Below are 16609 nucleotides of genomic sequence, written 5' to 3' on the forward strand. Positions count from 1 at the left end.
GTCATCGTCCATCCGCCGGGTGGCGGCTCTCCCGTTTGGCCCCAGGAGGGTGGCCATTCCGCCGTCCCGCATTCACCGGGCGGCGATTCCCCCAACAACCCGCGCTCCCTCCGCGCCGTGTGGCCCGCGCTCACCGGGCTCTCCGCTGTCTTTCTCGTCGAGATGCTCGACAACTCCATCCTCAACGTCGCCCTTCCCACCATCGGACGCCAGTTCGCGGCCTCCGCGACCACCCTCCAATGGGTCACCGGTGCGTATTCCGTCGTGTTCGGTGGGCTCATGCTTGCGTTCGGGGCGCTCGCCGACCGGGTCGGCCGCCGCAAGGTCATGCTTACCGGGCTCGTGCTGCTCGGGCTTGCGAGCCTGGCCACGGTGGCCGTCACCGCGGCGTGGCAGCTCATTGCCGTGCGGGCGTTGATGGGCGTCGCTGCGGCGATGACCACTCCTGGGTCGCTTGCGCTTGCGTTCCGGCTCTTTCCCGGCGACCGGCTGCGCGTCCGTGCGACCACCCTCATCTCCACCGTCGGGATCGTCGGCCTTGCGGTCGGTCCTACGGCGGGTGGTCTCGTGCTCGCCATCGCGCCGTGGCAGGTACTCCTGCTGGTCAACGTGCCGATTGCGGCGCTCGCGTTCGTCGGGATCCGCGCCGGTATCCCCGCTGACGACCCCGGCGGCCTCCACCGTGACCCCATCGACGGCATCGGCGCAGCGCTCGGTACCGCAACGATCGTCCTCGCCCTGCTTGCTCCCACGTTCTTCGTCGAGGCGGGCGCCGCGGCGGTTCTGCCCTGGCTCACCATTGCCGCCGCGCTGATCGCCGGAGCCGGGTTCGTCGTCCGCCAGCGGACTGCCCGGTACCCGCTGCTGGACCTGCACCTCATCGCCCGCCCCCTCGTGTCCAGCGGACTCGCGCTCAAGGCCGCCGCCACGCTCGCGACCGCCGGGCTCGGCTACCTCGTCACCCTGCACCTGCAGTTCGGCCTCGGCTGGAGCCCGGCGGAGGCGGCGCTCGGCATGCTGCCGCAGGTCGTCGTCCTGATCGCGGGCGGCGCGGTCATCACCCCGCTGATCACCCGTGTCGGCCTGACGAAAGCCGCATGGCTGAGCGCAACCGCCGTCGTGTGCGGACTTGCCGTCTACTCCGCACTCGGCCCCTTCGGGTACGCCGGGATCGCCCTCGCGTTGGCCCTCGTCGCCGCGGGGATGCGCGTGGTCGGGGTCGTCGCGGGCAACAACGTGATGCGCGGCCTGCCGGAGAACCGGACCACGATCGGTGCCGCCCTCATCGACACCGCCGGAGAGGTCACCACCGGCATCGGCATCGCACTGAGCGGCACCATCCTGGCCGCCATCGCCCCCGGCGCCCTGACCGCACCGCCGATCCTCGCCTTCACCTACGCCGGGGTGGCCCTCACCGTGCTGTCCGCGGCGCTGGTCGGCTGGGGCATCCTCCGCAGCCGTCGGCCGGAGCCGTCCTGAACTGTCCACATCGGACACCCGGAATGAGCGTCCGGCTCACCGGGTCCGCTCGTAATGCCGACGGGCCTTGGCCCGGTTACCGCACACCGCCATCGAGCACCAGCGGGCGCGGTTGGCGCGGCTGCGGTCGAGCAGGAACAACCGGCACTCGTCGTTCGCGCACGGACGCAACCGGCCGGGTAGCTCCTTCTCGACCGCGGCCCACGCCAGCACGATCTCCACGGCCAGCCGGGCATGTGGCAGCGTCCAGACTGTCCACTGCAGACCGTCCGAAGTGACCTCCGGGACCTGCTGCACCCCGTCGAGCAGCGGCCGTACCGCGGTGGCCGGGCGATCGCCGCACACCACGGCCCGCAGGACGTCCCGCGTTTCGCGCAGCAGGGTCAGTTCCGCGAGGCTGCCGTCGCCGCCGCGGTCACGCGCCCAGCGGCGTCCGTCAGCTGGGATGGCGAGTGCGTCCTGCTCCTCGCCGTCGACGATCGGCCTGCTGTTGAGCAGGGCCAGCAGCTTGTCCATCGGATCCCCTAACCACATCGAACTCTTTGACAGGTTAGCTCGTCCGTGCTTCCATGGCGAGCACACCTAACCGCATCGACAACGCAAAGGGGTTAGACATGGGCTCGGTGCACCACCGGACCGCGACGGTCGACGGGCACGAGATCTTCTACCGCGAGGCCGGGCCGTCCGGCGCGCCCGCCATCGTCCTCCTGCACGGGTACCCGACCAGCTCGTTCATGTTCCGCGAGCTCATCCCGCTGCTGGCGGGCGACTACCACGTCATCGCGCCCGACCACCTCGGCTTCGGCCGGTCCGCCGCCCCCGCGGACTTCACCTACACCTTCGACGCCCTCGCCGACCTCACCGCCGGTCTCCTCGACCAGCTGGGCCTCGACCGCTACGCGATCTACGTGCAGGACTACGGCGCCCCGATCGGCTGGCGGCTCGCGCTCAAGCACCCCGAGCGGATTTCCGCCGTCGTCACGCAGAACGGCAACGGGTACGAGGACGGTTTCGTCGAGTCGTTCTGGACCGACGTCTGGGCGTACGGCGACAATCCCGGCCCCGAAACCGAGCCGGCGGTCCGCGCCGCGCTGGGGATCGACGCCATCCGCTGGCAGTACCTGCACGGCGTGCCCGACCCGAGCGTGGTCAGCCCGGACACCTGGGAGCACGACTTCGCGCTCGTCTCCCGCGAGGGCAACGACCGGATCCAGCTCGCCCTGTTCCGCGACTACCGCACCAACCGCCCGCTTTACCCGCAGCTGCACGAGTTCCTGCGCACCAGGGAGGTCCCGGTGCTCGCGGTGTGGGGCCGCAACGACGAGATCTTCGGCCCGGCCGGAGCGGAGGCGTTCGCACGGGACGCCGAAGACGCCGAGGTACACCTGATCAACGGCGGCCATTTTCTCCTGGAGAGCCACCTGGACGTGGTCGCCGGGTATCTGCGCGGGTTCCTCGGCCGCGTGCTCGGCTGATCAGCGCCCGGTGTGCCGAAGCAGCGCCGGGACGAACACGTCCCACAGCGGCTTCGGCAGATCGTGCCCGGCGCCTTCGAGGACCAGCAGCTCCGCACCCGGGATCGCGTCGCGCAGGGCTTTGCCGTGGGGGAGCGGGAGAGCCGGGTCGTGGTCGCCGTGCACGACGAGGGTCGGCGCGGTGAGGTCGCGGAAGTCGTGGGACGGGCCGTCGAAGCTCATCGCGTAGTGGTTGGTGAGCGTGGCCGCGATGTCACGGGCGCGGGCGACGTCCTGTTCGACGAGCGCCCGGGTGGCGGCCTCGTCGAAGTACGGCGAGCCGCCCGAGTACGCCTGTACCGCCGCGACGAAGTAGTCCACCACCGCGGCGTGGTTCGTGAAGTCCGGCTCGGCGGGCACGGCGAGGTCGGCCGAGGGCGGGAGCCCGGCTTCGCCGGTGGTGGTGGAGACGAAGGTGAGCGACGCGACCCGGCCGGGGTGCTCGGCGCCGAGGATCAGCCCGATCCCACCGGCCATCGACCGGCACACGACGTGTGCGCGGCCGACTCCGAGCGCATCGAGGATGCCGAGTGCGTCGCGGGCGAGGTCGGGGTAGGCGTAACCGGGGCGGCCCGGCGGATAGCTGGTGGACCGGCCGGTGTCGCGGTTGTCGTAGCGGATCACGAACCGCCCGCCGTCCGCAATCCGCCGGCACAGCCCGGTTTCCCACCACAGCATCGACGCGGACGCGCCGTCGATGAACAGAATCGCCGGGTGCGCCGGATCGCCGAAGGTCTCGACGCACAGCTCGGCACCGTTGACCGGGAACAGCTTCTCCGCACTCATGACCAGCACGCTAGGCCAATTCGCGGAGCACCTGCGCACGGAGCGCCGAGCGGTTGACCTTCCCGGTCGCCATCCGCGGGATCTCGGCCACCACGCGGTACTCCCGTGGCCGCTTGAACTTCGCCAGCCGGGCCTCGGTGTACGCCGCCAGCTCGCCGGGCAGCGCCGCCCGATCCGCCCCGGCGGCCGGTTGCACGACGGCGACCACCCGCTGTCCCCACTCGTCGTCCGGCAGCCCGACCACCGCGAGGTCGACGACCAGCGGGTGGCCGAGCAACGCGGACTCGACCTCGGCCGGGTACACGTTGACGCCCCCGCTCAGGATCAGGTCGGTCCGCCGGTCGAGGACGAACAACCGGCCCTGCTCGTCCAGGCGCCCGACGTCGCCGAGCACGAGCGCATCGCCGGACCGGCTGTCCCGGGTCTTGCCGGGATCGCCGAGGTACTCGAACGGCGGGCTGCCCGAGATGTGGATCAGCCCTTCCGCCCCGGCCGGCACCGGCGCGCCGGCCGCGTCCCGGATCTCGATCGTGTACCCGGGCCGCGCGCGGCCGACGGTTCCCGGCGCCTCGAGCCACTCCCGGCTGTGCACCGTGGTGGTCACGGCGCTTTCGGTGGAGCCGTAGAACTCTTCGAGCACCGGGCCCCACCACTCGATCATCCGATGTTTGACCGGCGGCGGGCACGGCGCCCCGGCATGCACAACCGCCCGCAACCGCCCGGGGTCGAACGCGGCCCGCTCCTCGCCGGGCAGCTGCAGCAGCCGCACGAACATCGTCGGGACCAGGAACGACTCCGTCATGCCGGACTCGCCCGCGAACCGCAAGAACCTGCTCGCGTCGAAGCGGCCGCCGGGCGCGAACGTGACGGTGACCCCGCGGGCCAGCGCGCCGAGGACCATGCTGTTCGGAGCCGGGTGGTACAGCGGCGCGACGGCCACGTGGATTCCCGGACCCGGCGTGAGCCCCAGCAACGGCCAGGTCGCGCGCGACAGCTCGACGTCCTGCTCCGGCGTCGCACCACTCAGCGCGCGGTGGACGCCTTTGGGACGGCCGGTCGTCCCGGAGCTGTAGTACGTGACCGAACCGGCGCGCCGGTCCCGCGGATCGGCGTCCGGCAGATGCGCCCACGCCCGCTCGAAGCCAGGTCCGGTGGTGAAGACCCGGATCCCGGCCGCCGCTGCCTCGACCACCGGGAGCAGCTCGTCATTCGTGACCACCAGCGACGGACCGCAATTCCCGAGAATGTAAGCGATTTCCGGAGCCGTGAGATGGCGGTTGACCGGCACGAAGTAGCGCTCGGTGCTGAGCGCGGCGAGCTCGATCGCCAGCAGCTCCGAGCAGTTCGGCAGCACCACGGCGACGCTGCCGCCGCGGGGCACCCCGGCCTCGTCCCAGCTCGCCGCGATCCGGGCGACGACCGACCGGAGCTCGCCGAAGGTGATCGACTGCGTCCCGTCGACGAGCGCGGGCGTGCCCGGCTCGCGCTGCGCGACCTCGAACCAGCTCATGTTTCGTTGCCTGCCTTCCGGAAGCGGGTCAGCTGAACCCGGGTACCTGACCGCCGTGCACCGGCAGCACCGCACCGTTGATGAACGTCGAGGCGGGACCGGCCAGCCACGTCACCGCTTCGGCGACATCGTCGGGTACGCCGAGACGGCCGATCGGGATCGACCCGGCGATCGACTCGGCGGCCTCGTCGATCGTGACCCCGGAAGACTGGGCCACCATGGCTTGTTCGGCCAGGCCCATGTCGGTGACGACGTAGCCGGGAGCCACCGCGTTGACCCGGATCCCCGACGGCGCCAGCTCCTGCGAGAGCAGCCGGGTCAGCCCGACGACGGCGTGCTTGGAGACGACATATGCGCCGTACTCGGGAAGTGCGGCGAGGCCGAGGGTCGAAGCGACGTTCACGATCGCGCCGGTACGAGCGGCGCGCATGCCGGGCAGGACCGCGCGGATCACGCCGATCGGGCCGAGAACGTTGACGCGCAACGAGGTTTCCCAAGCGGCGTCGTCGACCTCGTCGAAGGGAGCGGTGCCGACCGCGGTACCCGCATTGTTCACGAGAATCGTGACCGGGCCCAGACTTTCGGCGACGGAGGCAACGCCTGCGCCCACGCCGGCCGCGTCGGAGATGTCCATCGGCACGGCCACACTGCGGCGCCCGATCTTTCGGACCAGTTCGGCCGTCGCCTCCAGCTCATCGGGATTGTCGCCGACTCCGACCCCGGCGAGGTCCAGGTGTGGCGCCGGACGCGCGAGATCGGACACGGCCACGTCGGCACCGGCGCGGGCCAGGCACAGGGCGATGGCCCGGCCGATTCCCCGTGCCCGTCCCGCTCCGGTGACGAGCGCGACGCTTCCGGCGAGTGGCTGCGTGGTCATCGGGCCACCTCCGTCAGCTCGGGTACGCCGAATTTCTCCCGGATCTCCCGCAACGCGTCTTGATAGGCAAACGTGTTCACGTAGCTGGCGTGGCGGGGCGAGTCGAGGTACTGCTTTCCGCCCGTCAGATCCGGGTCATGGCTGCGTTTCATCTCCGCGAAAGTGGCTTTGTCCCCGCCCTGCAACGTCAAATCCATCGCGATGAGCTGCGCCATCTCCTCGAAGCGCTGGTACGCCGCGTCCGCGAACTCGATGAAACCGAGCACGTACAGCGAATCGACGGAGCGGTTGAAAATGTTCAGATACAGCTGCGGATGCCCGCTTTTCCACTCGAACAAGGCTTCGTCGACGAACGGGATCTTGTAGTCGTAGCCGGTCGCGAGGAGCAGCAGGTCGATTTCCTCGCGGGTGCCGTCGGCGAACACGACGTCCGAGCCGTCGAGCCGGTCGACGTCCGGTTTCGCGGTGATGTCGCCGTGGTTGAAGTGATGGATGATCTGGTCGTTGACGATCGGGTGGGACGAGAGCGCGTCGTGGTCGGGCGCCGGGAGCCCGAACCTCGTCACGTCGCCGACGAGCGCGTCCAGCAGCTGGTTCAGGTCGCCGGGGAGGCTGACCCCGGCGGGCAGTTTCCCGCCGGAGCGCGAGAAGACGTCGAGCGGGACCCCGAAGATGTGCTTGGGCAGGAACCGGTAACCGCGCCGGACGCTGAGGAACGCCTTGTCCGCGGTCGTCGCGGCGTCGCAGGCGATGTCGACCCCCGAGTTCCCGGCCCCGACGATGAGCACCTTCTTGCCGCGGAAGGACGCACTGTCGAAGTACTCCGACGAATGCCGGATCTCGCCGGTGAACGTGTCCTGCCCGGCGAGTTCGGGCTTGCTGGGGTGCCAGGTGACGCCGGGTGCGACCACGAGTGCGCGGTAGTGCTTCCGCGTCCCGCCTGCGGTGACCTGCCAGGTGCCGTCCGGCTGGAGGTCGGCCTGTTCGACGGCGGTGCCGAAAGTGATGTGATCGGACAGCTTTTCCGCGGTGGCGAACTGCCGGATGTACGCGCAGATCTGGGACCACGACGGGTAGTCCGGGTAGGTGCCGGGCATCGGATGCCCGTAGAAGCCGCTGCGGTGGCGCGAGCTGATGAAGTGCGCCGTGCGGTAGATCGGGCTGCCTTCGTTGGCGGGATCCCAGATGCCGCCCACGTCCGAGTGTTTCTCGTAGTGGTCGAAGGGAATGCCGGCGGCCCGCAGCTGCCGCGCGGCGACCAGCCCGGACGGACCGGCCCCGACGATGCAGACCCGCTCGGGGCGTTCGGTGGTGGCTGTCATGCGCAGGTACCCCCTGGGTGGTTTTCCGGATGAGGTGGCCCGCTTGCCGGCGGAGCGGGATGCCTCCACACTGTCACAGTCAGCCGACTTAGGCAAACGCCCGATTCGAATGACCTAGACTGTCCCGGACCGGTCCGGACGGACCGGACGGCGGAGCCCGGAACGAGGAGAGCAAGTGGCACGAGTACCCGTGGAACAGCGGCGGCGGGACCTGATCGAGGCCGCGTTCCAGGTGATGGCCCGCGACGGCATCGCGGCGGCGACGACCCGCGCGATCTGCGCCGAGGCCGGGGTCCACCAGAGTGTGTTCCACTACTCGTTCGGGTCGAAGAAGGAGCTGCTGCAGGAGCTGATCCGGATCACCATCGGCGACATGATCGAGGCCTCGATCGACGCGAGAAAAGTGACCAAGGACATCGGGGAGTCGTTCCGCAACGGCATGCGGAGTGCGTGGGCCAAGGCGAAGGCGCATCCCGAACGGCAGCTCGTGGCGTACGAGTTCACGACGCACGTCCTGCGCGATCCCGAACTCGCGGCGCTCGCGGCCTGGCAGTACGAGCAGTACTACGCCGAAACCGAGCGATCCGTCCTCGTGATGGAGGAGGTGGCCGGGGTCGGGTGGACGGTGCCGCGGGCCGTCCTGGTCCGCACGCTGACCTCGGCGATAGACGGGCTCGTCCTCGGCTGGCTGGCCGATCGCGACACGGAAGCGGCCGAGGCGTCCCTCGGCCTGCTCGCCGATTACTTCACCACCCTCGCCGTTCCTGCTCGTTGAGGGGAACGGTCATTCGCCGAATTCGCCGTACGTGCCGATTCGCGCGTATTTCTCCGGGCGGCGCGAGCGGAGCCACCAGCCACGGAGGCCGCCGATTACCGCCGCGCCGAGCAGGGCGTAGGGGAGGACGTTGATCCAGTCGGACGTCGCGCCGGAGAGGGTTTTGAAGTTCTGCACGATCAGCACCGCGGCCGCGACGAAGGCGATCAGGCCGATCGCCGACCCGATCAGCACGCCCGCGCCGGACCTCGCCGTCCGCCAGAAGTACGCGATGATCGCCGCGGCGGCGAGCGCTTGCAGGACCACGATGCCGAGCGTGCCGATGCCGGTCATGATCGTGAGCATGTTCAGGTAGGGGTCGGCTCCGATCACGGCGAACACCAGCGAAACCAGTACGCACACGGCGGTGACGGTGAGACTCGCCCGCGCGGGGGTGTCGTGCTTGGGATGCGTGCGGCCGAGCGACACCGGCAGCAGCGCCCCCTCGCGGCTGATCGAGAAGAGGTACCGGCTGGTGGCGTTGTGGAGGGCGAGCAGCGCGGAGAACAGGCTCGTGAGGGTGGCGACGTACATGATCTTGGTGAGCAGCCCGGTCGCGAACTCGTTGCTCAGCCCGAAAACCAGGCCGCTCAGCTTCTTGCTCGCGACGGCTTCGACGTTGCCGGTCCCGACGGCGCCCACGACGACCCAGGTCGTGAGCGCATAGAAACCGGCGATGACGAGGACGGCGATGTACGTCGCCCGCGGGACCGACCGCCGCGAATCCTGTGACTCCTCGGAGTAGATCGCGGCGGATTCGAAGCCGATGAACGTCGTGAGGGCGAACATGAATCCGAGGCCGAACGAACCCGGCGTGAACAAGTGCGCCGGATTCATTGCCTGCGCGGGGAAAGCGCCGGCGCCGCGGTGCACGATGATCGCGACGACGAGGACGAGAATCGCCAGCAGTTCGACGCCGAGCATCACCGCCAGCACGTTGCCGGCAATGGTGATCTCCCGGACCCCCATCACCGCGACGCACGCCAGCGCCACCCCCGCGAACACCCACCACGGAATCTCGTGCCCGATGAGCAGCGTGGCGACGATGGTGCCGAAGTTCCCGACGCTGGCCACGAGAAGCAGCGTCAGCGCCAGGTACGCGCCGATCGCGACGACGGCGGCGGCCAGCGCGGCAGGACGGCCGAGCCCTTGTGCGACGTAGGTGTAGAAACCACCGGCGGCCGACATCCGCCGGGCCATCGCCGCGTAACCGACGGCGAAGCACAGCAGCAAAACCCCGGTGAGGACGAACACTGCGGGCATCGAGGAACCGCTCCCGATCGCCATCGCGATCGGGATGATCCCGACGACCGCCCCCAGCGGCGCGGCGGCCGCGACGACCATCATGACGATCTTGAACGTGCTCAGGTTGCCACTCAACCGCTCGGTACTCGTGCTCACTGCGGCCTCCTTCGATGGGGACGGCATCACGTGACTCGGGTCACAGGCTCGTGGTACCTTAAACCGGTCGTTAGAATTAGTCAATCGACTAAGTTTCGGTGGAGTGGCTTACCGGGACTCGTCAGGGATCGGTAAGGATTCTGCTCAAGTCCGTGGTGGCGGTGTTCCGGGTGGTTGCCGCGTTGGTGATTCCGGTGGAGAAATGTTGTGCGGCAATGATGTTCGGCCGCCGGTTATGACCTGAGTGGACGGTCGTGGCCTGCCGTCTCAGCGGTGAGACGGGCGAACAGGCGCGCTTGACCGTCTGGGCTGGGGTACTGGCATTCGGCTCCGCCGCGGTGCCGACGGTCGTCGCGCTGCTGGTCTTCTCCTCCTTTGCTGGACGTGGCTGCGTCCCTCATCGACGCATGCGTCAACCGCGGGACGCCGTCTGCTCGGATTCAGCGGTACAACGCCGTCGTGAGTGGGGCAACCGCAGTCGCGGCGGCAATGCTCGGCGTGTTCGGCGCCTGGGCGTTGTTTCTCGGGGGCAGCTATGGGTGGCGCTGCGCATTCAGCGGGCCACGGCCGATGCTCGCCAGCGGCGCCCTGACCGCGGCAGCAGAGGCAGGTCAGTGCTCGCCGTCCGGGGTGAGTGCGTGGCGGACCACGGTCCGGAGCCAGGTGTGTGCCCGGTCGGTGTCGTAACGCCGATGCCACGCGAGGATCAGCGGGACCGGCGGCACTGGCAGGGGCAGGGCGCGGGTTCCGAGGCCGGTCTCCCGGACCAGCGCCGCACCCATCCGCTCCGGCATGGCAACGAGAACGTCGTTGCGGCGGGCGAACTGCAGTGCGGCGGCGAGGGTGGGGACGGCGGCGATGACCCGGCGGGTGGTGCCGCGTTCGTGGAGTGCGTCGTCGATCGGGTCGCGTAGGCGGCCGCGGCGGGAGACCGTGAGGTGGTCGGCTGCGATGTAGCGCTTGAGGGTGAGCGGGCCGCGGGCCAGCGGGTGGTGCGGCCGGAGTGCGACCACGAGCCGGTCCTGCGCGGCCGTTTCGGCCTGGATATCCGGCAGGGCGGGCTCGTCGGCGCCGAGTTCGAGGTCGACTCGCCCGTGGCGCAGGTCGTTGTCGTCCGCTTCGGATTCGGCCAGGAACCGCAGCCGCACGCCGGGGGCCTGGTCCCGGACGGCGGCGAGGACTGCCGGGCCGGCGCCGGCCGTGACGGCGTCGTGCCAGCGCAGGGTGAAGGTCCGTTCGAGGGTGGTCAGGTCGAGGTCGACGTCGGGGGCGAGGACCGCATGCGCCTGCTGCACGAGCGCGTGGACCTTGCCGCGGATGGCCAGCGCGTGCGGCGTGGGGGTCATCGTCCGGCCGGTGCGGACCAGGATCTGGTCCCCGGTGACGCGCCGGATCCGGCTCAGTGCCCGGCTCATCGCCGGTGCGGTGAGGTGCAGGCGGTCGGCCGCACCCGCGACGCTGCCTTCCTCCAGTAAGGCGTCGAGCGACGTCAGGAGATTCAGATCCAAGTGCATGGGAGTCATCTTATCCGTGCCTGACATGCAGTTGAAGTTATGCGTCGATGTTCCTAGCGTGGACCTCATGTCAGAAGTCTTGCTACCGACGGTCGTCGCCGCGGTGAAAGCCGCCGGTACCCACCTGCTCGATCGCTTCCGCCCGGGTGCCCGGCCGGACAGCCTCGACGAGGTCGTCGCTGCCATCTACGCCAACGACTCGGCCTCGCTGGCGTACCTGCGCCCTGCGCTGGAGCGGGCCCGCCCGGGCGCCGGGTGGGTCGAGGACGAACTGGAAGGCGGTGCGCTCCCGGACGGCGAATGGTGGGTCACCGACCCGGTCGAGGGGAACATCAACCACATCCACGGCTTGCCCGGCTGGGCTGTCAGCGCCACCCTGGTCCGGGACAACCAGCCGGTGCTCACCGCGGTGCACGTGCCGCTGACCGGTGAGACCTACACCGCGGTCCGCGGCGGCGGCGCCCACCTCGACGGGGTCCGGCTGCATCCGTCGGCGAAAGCCCGGCTGGACGGCGCGCTGGTCGGCACCGGGCAGGCGAAGCCCGGCGAGAGCACGCAGACCTTCGCCCGGATGGGCCGGTCGCTCACCGCGATGCTGGACAATGCCCTCGTCACCTGGGTTTCAGTACCCGCGACGCTGCAGCTGATCCACGTCGCGGCCGGGCGGATGGATGCGTTCTGGCAGTACAGCGAGGTGCGCTCGGGATTGGTGGCGGGTGCGCTGCTGGTGGCCGAGGCGGGCGGGACCGTGACCGACATCCAGGGTGCCCCGTGGAGCGTCGCGAGCCGGGATTTCCTCGCCGCCGCACCGGCTCTGCATCGCGCCGCCGTCGAAGTCCTTGCCACTGTTGCCTGACCACCCTGATATGACAAGGAAACCTATGCACACCATCGGAATTCTCGGCTCCGGACGGGTCGGTACCACGCTGGCTGCCGGACTCGCCGGAGCCGGGCATCACGTCGTCGTCGGCACCCGCACCGGGGCCCGGCCGGGGGAGTGGGCCGGGCCGGAGCTCGGTTTCGCCGACCACGAAACGACTGCGCGGCAAGCGGCGATCGTCATCAATGCCACGCCCGGGGACGGCACCCTGGAACGGCTCACCGCGCTGCGCGAACCCTTGTCCGGCAAGATCCTCGTCGACGTGTCGAATGCGGCGGTGCACCGGCCGGACGCCCAGCCCCACGCGGAGAGGCTGCAGGAAGCCCTTCCCCGCACTCAGGTCGTGAAGACGCTGAACACGATGTTCCACTCCGTGATGACCGATCCGCACCGCTTGTCGGTGCCGCCAACGGCGTTCCTGTCCGGTGACGACGCCGATGCCAAGGCCACCGTCCGCACGCTGCTCGCCGGCTTGGGCTGGCCGCCGGAGTGGATTCTGGATCTGGGTGGCATCAGCACTGCCGAGGGTACGGAGGCGTTGGTCGCCTTGGTGCCGCACGTGATGCGCAGCCGCGGGTTCGCTCCGTTCGCCCTCACTCTGGCAAGCTGACGCATGGACACCACGTCGCTGGCCGAATGGCAACGCCGCACCGTGACCGAACGCCGGGGTCTGGTCGCTTCCTCCGCCGAGCATGCACAGGCGTCCGAGGGAGTGTGGATCACCGTCGCCGAGCCTGCTGCCGCTGGGTCTGGGCCGCTGGCCGGAATCGCCTTTGCCGTCAAGGACAACATCGACGTCGCCGGGCTCGCCACCACCGCCGGTACGCCGCTGCTGCGTGACCACATCGCCGACCTCGACGCCGACGTCGTCAACGTCCTCCGGGACGCCGGTGCTGTGGTACTGGGCAAGACGAACATGCACGAGCTCGCGTTCGGCGTCACCAGTGACAACGCCACCTTCGGGGCGGTGCGCAACCCGCAAGCGCCCGGCCTGTCGGCAGGCGGATCGAGCGGCGGGAGTGCGGCGGCGGTCGCGCTGGGTACCGTGCCGTTCAGCCTGGGCACCGACACCGGCGGGTCGGTGACCGTGCCCGCGGCGTTCTGCGGCATCGCCGGGTTCCGCCCGTCGACCGGCCGCTATCCGCCGACCGGGGTGGTGTCCCTGTCCACGAGCCGCGACACGATCGGCATCCACGCCCGTACGGTCGAGGACATCCGGATCGTCGACGAGATCATCACCCGGGAGCCCCGCGGCCCGGAGCCCGGCGAGGTGGTGCTGGGGGTGCCGCGAAACCGGTACCAGGACGTCGCCCCCGAGGTTGCCGAGGCGGCCGGCGCCGCTCTTGCGGTGCTCACGAACGCGGGGGTCCGCCTGGAGGACGTCGTCGTGCCGGACGACCTCGCCCTCGGCGCGGGCCCTGGTCTCGACCTGGCCCTGTTCGAGGCCCCCCGCTCCCTGCTGCGGCATCTGGCGGCCATCGGCTCGCGGTACGCCGGGGTGCCGCTCGCCGGGCTCACGCCGCACATCGCGTCGCCGGACGTCCGCGCGATCTTCGAAGGCCTGGCCGAATCCCCGGTGCCGGTGCCGCGTTACGCTGCCGCCCGGCAGGCCCGGTGGCAGCTCCGCCGGTCCTACGCCGACGTTTTCACCCAGGTGGACGCCCTCCTCTGGCCGACGTCCCCCGTTCTGCCGCCCCGTCTCGGCGACGCCGGTCCGATTGTCCTCAATGGACGTTCGGTACCGCTGTTCCACACCGTGATCAGGAACGTGGGACCGGGCACGGTGGCCGGGCAGCCGATGGTGTCGCTCCCGGTCGGGGACGGGGTGGGGTTGTGCTTGGAGGGTCCGGTTTTCGGTGATGAACGGTTGTTGCGGATCGCCCGGAGGGTGGAGGGGCTGCTGGCGGCGGTGGCGTAGTTCTCCGGCGTCAGTCCGGCCGGAAGGCGTTGTGCACAGCCGTATGCAGGGAGGATCGGCGGCGCCGGTGGGCCCGGGGTGGCTCGGAGGTGGTCGCTGTGGTGGTGATGCTGGCGGCTGACCACGTCAGGGCCATCGCGATCACCAGGGAGTGGATGTCGTGCGGGTCGATGGCGGACGTGACGGTTCCCGCGGCCTGGCAGGCTGCGATCGCGGCCGTTTTCGGGGAGTCGTCGCTGTCCGGGAAGAGCCGGCCGGCCGGGCGCCGTTCCAGGCGGTTCCAGGTTGCGAGCCGGACGAGATCCGGGGTGGCCAGGTAGGCGTCGTAGAGGCGGACGGCGTAGCCGGGCAGGTCGTGCGGGGTGAGCGGGGTCGCGTCGGTCAGTGCGGTGACGTGTTCGTCCAGCACTGCCTCGAACAGCGTCTCTTTGCTCGAGAAGTGGGAATACAGCTGGGATTTGTTCGCCCGGGCCTGTGCCACGATGCGGTCGACCCGCGCACCCGCGACGCCGTGGTCCGCGAATTCCCTGGCTGCGGCGTCGAGCAGGCGCCGCCGGGTGGCCCGGCCGTCGCTGCGGATCCGGCGGTCTTGGCGTTCATCCGTCACGCCTCGATTCTAGATGAACCAGTTGGTCCAAGTACGTGCTACCGTGGGGGTACTTCGCCCTCGGGAGACACAGATGACGACGGACAGCTGCCGGTCGGCGGACGGGACGACGATCGCGTACGAGACGTCGGGGAGGGGACCGGGGCTGGTCTTCCTTTCCGGCGCGATCGTGCCGCCGGGCGGCTACGCGAAGATGGTCGACCTGCTGGCCGCGGACTACACGGTGCATTACGTGCATCGCCGGGGCCGCGGCGAGAGCGGCCCGCAAGGCGCGAGCTACTCGATCGCGCGGGAGTGCGAGGACGCGGAGGCAGTCGCGCAGCAGACGGGCGCCCGGCTGCTGTCCGCGCACAGCTTCGGCGGGTTCATCGCGGTGAACGCAGCACTGCGGCCGCAATCCCCGTGGTCGGCCATCGCGGTCTACGACGCGGCCGTGCCGGTGGACGGGTCCGTACCCATGGAATTCCTGCCCGGCTACGAGAAAGCGCTCCGCGAAGGCCGTACGATCCGAGCGTTCACCATGATGCAGCGCGGGCTCCAGGTCGCCCCCGGGCTGGGCCGGCTGCCCGCGGGCGTGCATCGGCTCGTGAGCGCAGCGCTGCTGGCGACCGTCGGCCGGGACATCCGGGCCACCCTGCCGACGCTGATCGCCGAGGGCGACGCGGCGGCCGAACTGGACGGGCCGATCGAGCGCTACCGGCCCATCGCGACCCCGCTGCTGCTGATGACCGGCGAACACAGCGCGGCCTACTTCCGGACCGCCGCCCGTGGGATCGCGGACGTGACCGGGAACGCGAAACTGATCGAGCTGGCCGGGCACGACCACAACAGCCCGCTGCTGAAACCGGACCGGATCGTCGCGGAAACCAGGGCGTTCCTGGCCCAGGTCCCGGAGGCGACCGCCTGATCTCGGTGGGGGACCGCGGAAGCCGGCTGTCCGAAGTGGACAGTCCGGGCCGGCCGATCGGCTGGGTGTCCAGGACGAATCGGGCCGGGACGGCCACGCGGGCACCCACGTCGGCATGGTCGCCGATCCGGCCCGGGAACGACAGGACGTCTTCCTTGACGTCGGAGCCTTGGCCGAGCCGGAAGATCGCTTGCGAGTCGAGCCGGTGCGCGTCCCACGGGCTGTCCGCCCCAGCATCGACCACAGGTCACGGATCATCGTCGTGGTGACGGCGTCGAGCTTGTCCGGCCGGTTCAGCGTGATCGAGCTGGGTGACCAGTGTGTATAGTTGCTCTCAGGTATACCAACGTGCCCGGGGGAGGGTTGTCGTCATGGTGGAGGTCCCGCCGGATACGCGGCTCGACCGGCGGCAGCGCCGCTGGCTCCAGGTGCACGACGCGATTTACGACGCCGCGTGCGAACTGTTCGGGGAATCGGGTTTCGACGAGACCTCGTTCGGCCAGATCGCCGAGCGTGCCGACGTCGCCCGCAAGACGGTTTTCAACCACTTCCCGCGCAAGCGTGACTTCGTGTCCGAATGGGGCAGGCGCCGCCGGGCGCAGGTCCTCGCGCACCTCTCCGACGAGCTGCTCGCCCAGCCGAGCCTGGACACCGTGCTCCGGCATTACTACACCGAACTGGCGAAACTCTACGAGACCGAACGCGCGTTCTCGATCCGGATGCTGCTCGGCTGGCGTTCGCTGGGCGGTCCGTTCGACGACGACCCGCACCGGATGATCGGCCAGGTCGGGGAGTTCATCGTCGCCGCGCAGAAACGGGGCGAGGTCGGGAAGGACATCAACCCCGGCTGGATCGCGACGATGCTCTACAGCACCTACTTCGGCCTGCTCTACGACTGGTGCAAGGGCGACGTCGACAAGCCGCCGTTCAATCTGCGCAAGGCATTCCTGCAGGCGGTCGGCGTCGTCGTCGACGGCGTGCAGGTGAAGCGCTGACGAGGCGCGCCGTTCCATCCTGCGCTCATCCGCCGTCCGTGTGGTGGTGACGAGGATTCGCCGCAGCCGGTGAAGTAATCCCGCG

Annotated in this window: 17 protein-coding genes; 9 read left to right on the plus strand and 8 right to left on the minus strand. The window is 69.9% G+C overall.

Features of this window, described 5'->3' with window-relative positions; genetic code table 11:
* Positions 1-117: 117 nt before the first annotated feature.
* A complete protein-coding gene (locus tag OO71_RS09230) occupies positions 118-1479 on the plus strand; it encodes an MFS transporter (protein WP_033289276.1) in 1362 nt (453 codons plus the stop codon).
* A gap of 36 nt (positions 1480-1515) precedes the next feature.
* Here the strand turns inward: OO71_RS09230 and OO71_RS09235 are convergent, their stop codons facing one another.
* The gene (locus OO71_RS09235) at positions 1516-1995 is read right to left on the minus strand and encodes a CGNR zinc finger domain-containing protein (protein WP_033289277.1); all 480 of its coding nucleotides are present in this window, start codon (positions 1993-1995) and stop codon (positions 1516-1518) included.
* 98 nt (positions 1996-2093) lie between these two features.
* On the opposite strand from OO71_RS09235, the gene OO71_RS09240 reads away from it, so the two are divergent.
* Positions 2094-2954 carry an alpha/beta fold hydrolase gene (locus OO71_RS09240; protein WP_033289278.1) on the plus strand — a complete coding sequence of 287 codons (861 nt, stop codon included), beginning with the start codon at positions 2094-2096 and terminating at the stop codon, positions 2952-2954.
* Here OO71_RS09240 and OO71_RS09245 read toward each other — a convergent pair whose 3' ends face one another.
* From OO71_RS09245 to OO71_RS09260, 4 genes are read right to left on the minus strand one after another with little or no spacing between them, the layout of a single operon-like run.
* Positions 2955-3779 carry an alpha/beta fold hydrolase gene (locus tag OO71_RS09245; RefSeq protein WP_033289391.1) on the minus strand — a complete coding sequence of 275 codons (825 nt, stop codon included), beginning with the start codon at positions 3777-3779 and terminating at the stop codon, positions 2955-2957.
* A gap of 10 nt (positions 3780-3789) precedes the next feature.
* Positions 3790-5289, minus strand: a complete 1500-nt coding sequence (locus OO71_RS09250) for an AMP-binding protein (protein WP_033289279.1) — start codon at positions 5287-5289, stop codon at positions 3790-3792.
* 28 nt (positions 5290-5317) lie between these two features.
* Complete coding sequence (locus tag OO71_RS09255) at positions 5318-6166, minus strand: SDR family NAD(P)-dependent oxidoreductase (protein ID WP_033289280.1); 849 nt, start codon at positions 6164-6166, stop codon at positions 5318-5320.
* Positions 6163-7488, minus strand: a complete 1326-nt coding sequence (locus OO71_RS09260; RefSeq protein ID WP_051791360.1) for a flavin-containing monooxygenase — start codon at positions 7486-7488, stop codon at positions 6163-6165. Before OO71_RS09260 ends, OO71_RS09255 begins: the two co-directional genes overlap by 4 nt.
* Positions 7489-7663: 175 nt before the next feature.
* On the opposite strand from OO71_RS09260, the gene OO71_RS09265 reads away from it, so the two are divergent.
* Positions 7664-8263 (plus strand): TetR/AcrR family transcriptional regulator, encoded by a 600-nt coding sequence (locus OO71_RS09265; protein ID WP_033289281.1) that lies wholly within the window; start codon positions 7664-7666, stop codon positions 8261-8263.
* A 9-nt stretch (positions 8264-8272) separates the two neighbouring features.
* Here the strand turns inward: OO71_RS09265 and OO71_RS09270 are convergent, their stop codons facing one another.
* The gene (locus OO71_RS09270) at positions 8273-9703 is read right to left on the minus strand and encodes an APC family permease (RefSeq protein WP_162186053.1); all 1431 of its coding nucleotides are present in this window, start codon (positions 9701-9703) and stop codon (positions 8273-8275) included.
* Between the two features lie 611 nt (positions 9704-10314).
* On the minus strand, positions 10315-11217 hold the full coding sequence (locus OO71_RS09275; protein ID WP_033289283.1) for a LysR family transcriptional regulator: 903 nt from the start codon (positions 11215-11217) through the stop codon (positions 10315-10317).
* A 67-nt stretch (positions 11218-11284) separates the two neighbouring features.
* Between OO71_RS09275 and OO71_RS09280 the strand changes: the two genes are divergently transcribed.
* Genes OO71_RS09280 through OO71_RS09290 form a run of 3 tightly spaced genes read left to right on the plus strand, consistent with a single transcriptional unit; the run spans position 11285 to position 14015 of the window.
* Positions 11285-12073: an inositol monophosphatase family protein gene (locus OO71_RS09280; protein ID WP_033289393.1), complete on the plus strand. Its 789-nt coding sequence runs from the start codon at positions 11285-11287 to the stop codon at positions 12071-12073.
* Positions 12074-12083: 10 nt separating this feature from the next.
* Positions 12084-12707 (plus strand): NADPH-dependent F420 reductase, encoded by a 624-nt coding sequence (locus OO71_RS09285; protein ID WP_425388661.1) that lies wholly within the window; start codon positions 12084-12086, stop codon positions 12705-12707.
* Positions 12708-12710: 3 nt separating this feature from the next.
* The gene (locus tag OO71_RS09290; RefSeq protein WP_051791361.1) at positions 12711-14015 is read left to right on the plus strand and encodes an amidase family protein; all 1305 of its coding nucleotides are present in this window, start codon (positions 12711-12713) and stop codon (positions 14013-14015) included.
* Between the two features lie 10 nt (positions 14016-14025).
* On the opposite strand, the gene OO71_RS09295 is transcribed toward OO71_RS09290, so the two are convergent.
* Positions 14026-14622 carry a TetR family transcriptional regulator gene (locus OO71_RS09295; RefSeq protein ID WP_033289285.1) on the minus strand — a complete coding sequence of 199 codons (597 nt, stop codon included), beginning with the start codon at positions 14620-14622 and terminating at the stop codon, positions 14026-14028.
* Between the two features lie 73 nt (positions 14623-14695).
* On the opposite strand from OO71_RS09295, the gene OO71_RS47215 reads away from it, so the two are divergent.
* From OO71_RS47215 to OO71_RS47220, 3 genes are all read left to right on the plus strand, one after another.
* Positions 14696-15529 (plus strand): alpha/beta fold hydrolase, encoded by an 834-nt coding sequence (locus OO71_RS47215; protein ID WP_051791362.1) that lies wholly within the window; start codon positions 14696-14698, stop codon positions 15527-15529.
* 115 nt (positions 15530-15644) lie between these two features.
* Positions 15645-15857: a hypothetical protein gene (locus tag OO71_RS09305; RefSeq protein WP_033289286.1), complete on the plus strand. Its 213-nt coding sequence runs from the start codon at positions 15645-15647 to the stop codon at positions 15855-15857.
* Positions 15858-15900: 43 nt separating this feature from the next.
* Positions 15901-16524, plus strand: coding sequence for a TetR/AcrR family transcriptional regulator (locus OO71_RS47220; protein WP_051791363.1), 624 nt, complete (start codon positions 15901-15903; stop codon positions 16522-16524).
* Positions 16525-16609: the final 85 nt, after the last annotated feature.

The sequence above is a fragment of the Amycolatopsis jejuensis genome, from assembly GCF_000717335.1.
Taxonomy (GTDB): Bacteria; Actinomycetota; Actinomycetes; order Mycobacteriales; family Pseudonocardiaceae; genus Amycolatopsis; species Amycolatopsis jejuensis.

Bases quoted from the DNA above. Each gene is read 5' to 3' on its own strand.
- OO71_RS47220 (WP_051791363.1), top strand. From the start codon at position 15,901: ATGGTGGAGGTCCCGCCGGATACGCGGCTCGACCGGCGGCAGCGCCGC.
- OO71_RS09305 (WP_033289286.1), top strand. From the start codon at position 15,645: ATGGTCGCCGATCCGGCCCGGGAACGACAGGACGTCTTCCTTGACGTC.
- OO71_RS09240 (WP_033289278.1), top strand. From the start codon at position 2,094: ATGGGCTCGGTGCACCACCGGACCGCGACGGTCGACGGGCACGAGATC.
- OO71_RS09245 (WP_033289391.1), bottom strand. From the start codon at position 3,779: ATGAGTGCGGAGAAGCTGTTCCCGGTCAACGGTGCCGAGCTGTGCGTC.
- OO71_RS09285 (WP_425388661.1), top strand. From the start codon at position 12,084: ATGACAAGGAAACCTATGCACACCATCGGAATTCTCGGCTCCGGACGG.
- OO71_RS09235 (WP_033289277.1), bottom strand. From the start codon at position 1,995: ATGGACAAGCTGCTGGCCCTGCTCAACAGCAGGCCGATCGTCGACGGC.
- OO71_RS09290 (WP_051791361.1), top strand. From the start codon at position 12,711: ATGGACACCACGTCGCTGGCCGAATGGCAACGCCGCACCGTGACCGAA.
- OO71_RS09250 (WP_033289279.1), bottom strand. From the start codon at position 5,289: ATGAGCTGGTTCGAGGTCGCGCAGCGCGAGCCGGGCACGCCCGCGCTC.
- OO71_RS09255 (WP_033289280.1), bottom strand. From the start codon at position 6,166: ATGACCACGCAGCCACTCGCCGGAAGCGTCGCGCTCGTCACCGGAGCG.
- OO71_RS09275 (WP_033289283.1), bottom strand. From the start codon at position 11,217: ATGCACTTGGATCTGAATCTCCTGACGTCGCTCGACGCCTTACTGGAG.
- OO71_RS09260 (WP_051791360.1), bottom strand. From the start codon at position 7,488: ATGACAGCCACCACCGAACGCCCCGAGCGGGTCTGCATCGTCGGGGCC.
- OO71_RS47215 (WP_051791362.1), top strand. From the start codon at position 14,696: ATGACGACGGACAGCTGCCGGTCGGCGGACGGGACGACGATCGCGTAC.
- OO71_RS09280 (WP_033289393.1), top strand. From the start codon at position 11,285: ATGTCAGAAGTCTTGCTACCGACGGTCGTCGCCGCGGTGAAAGCCGCC.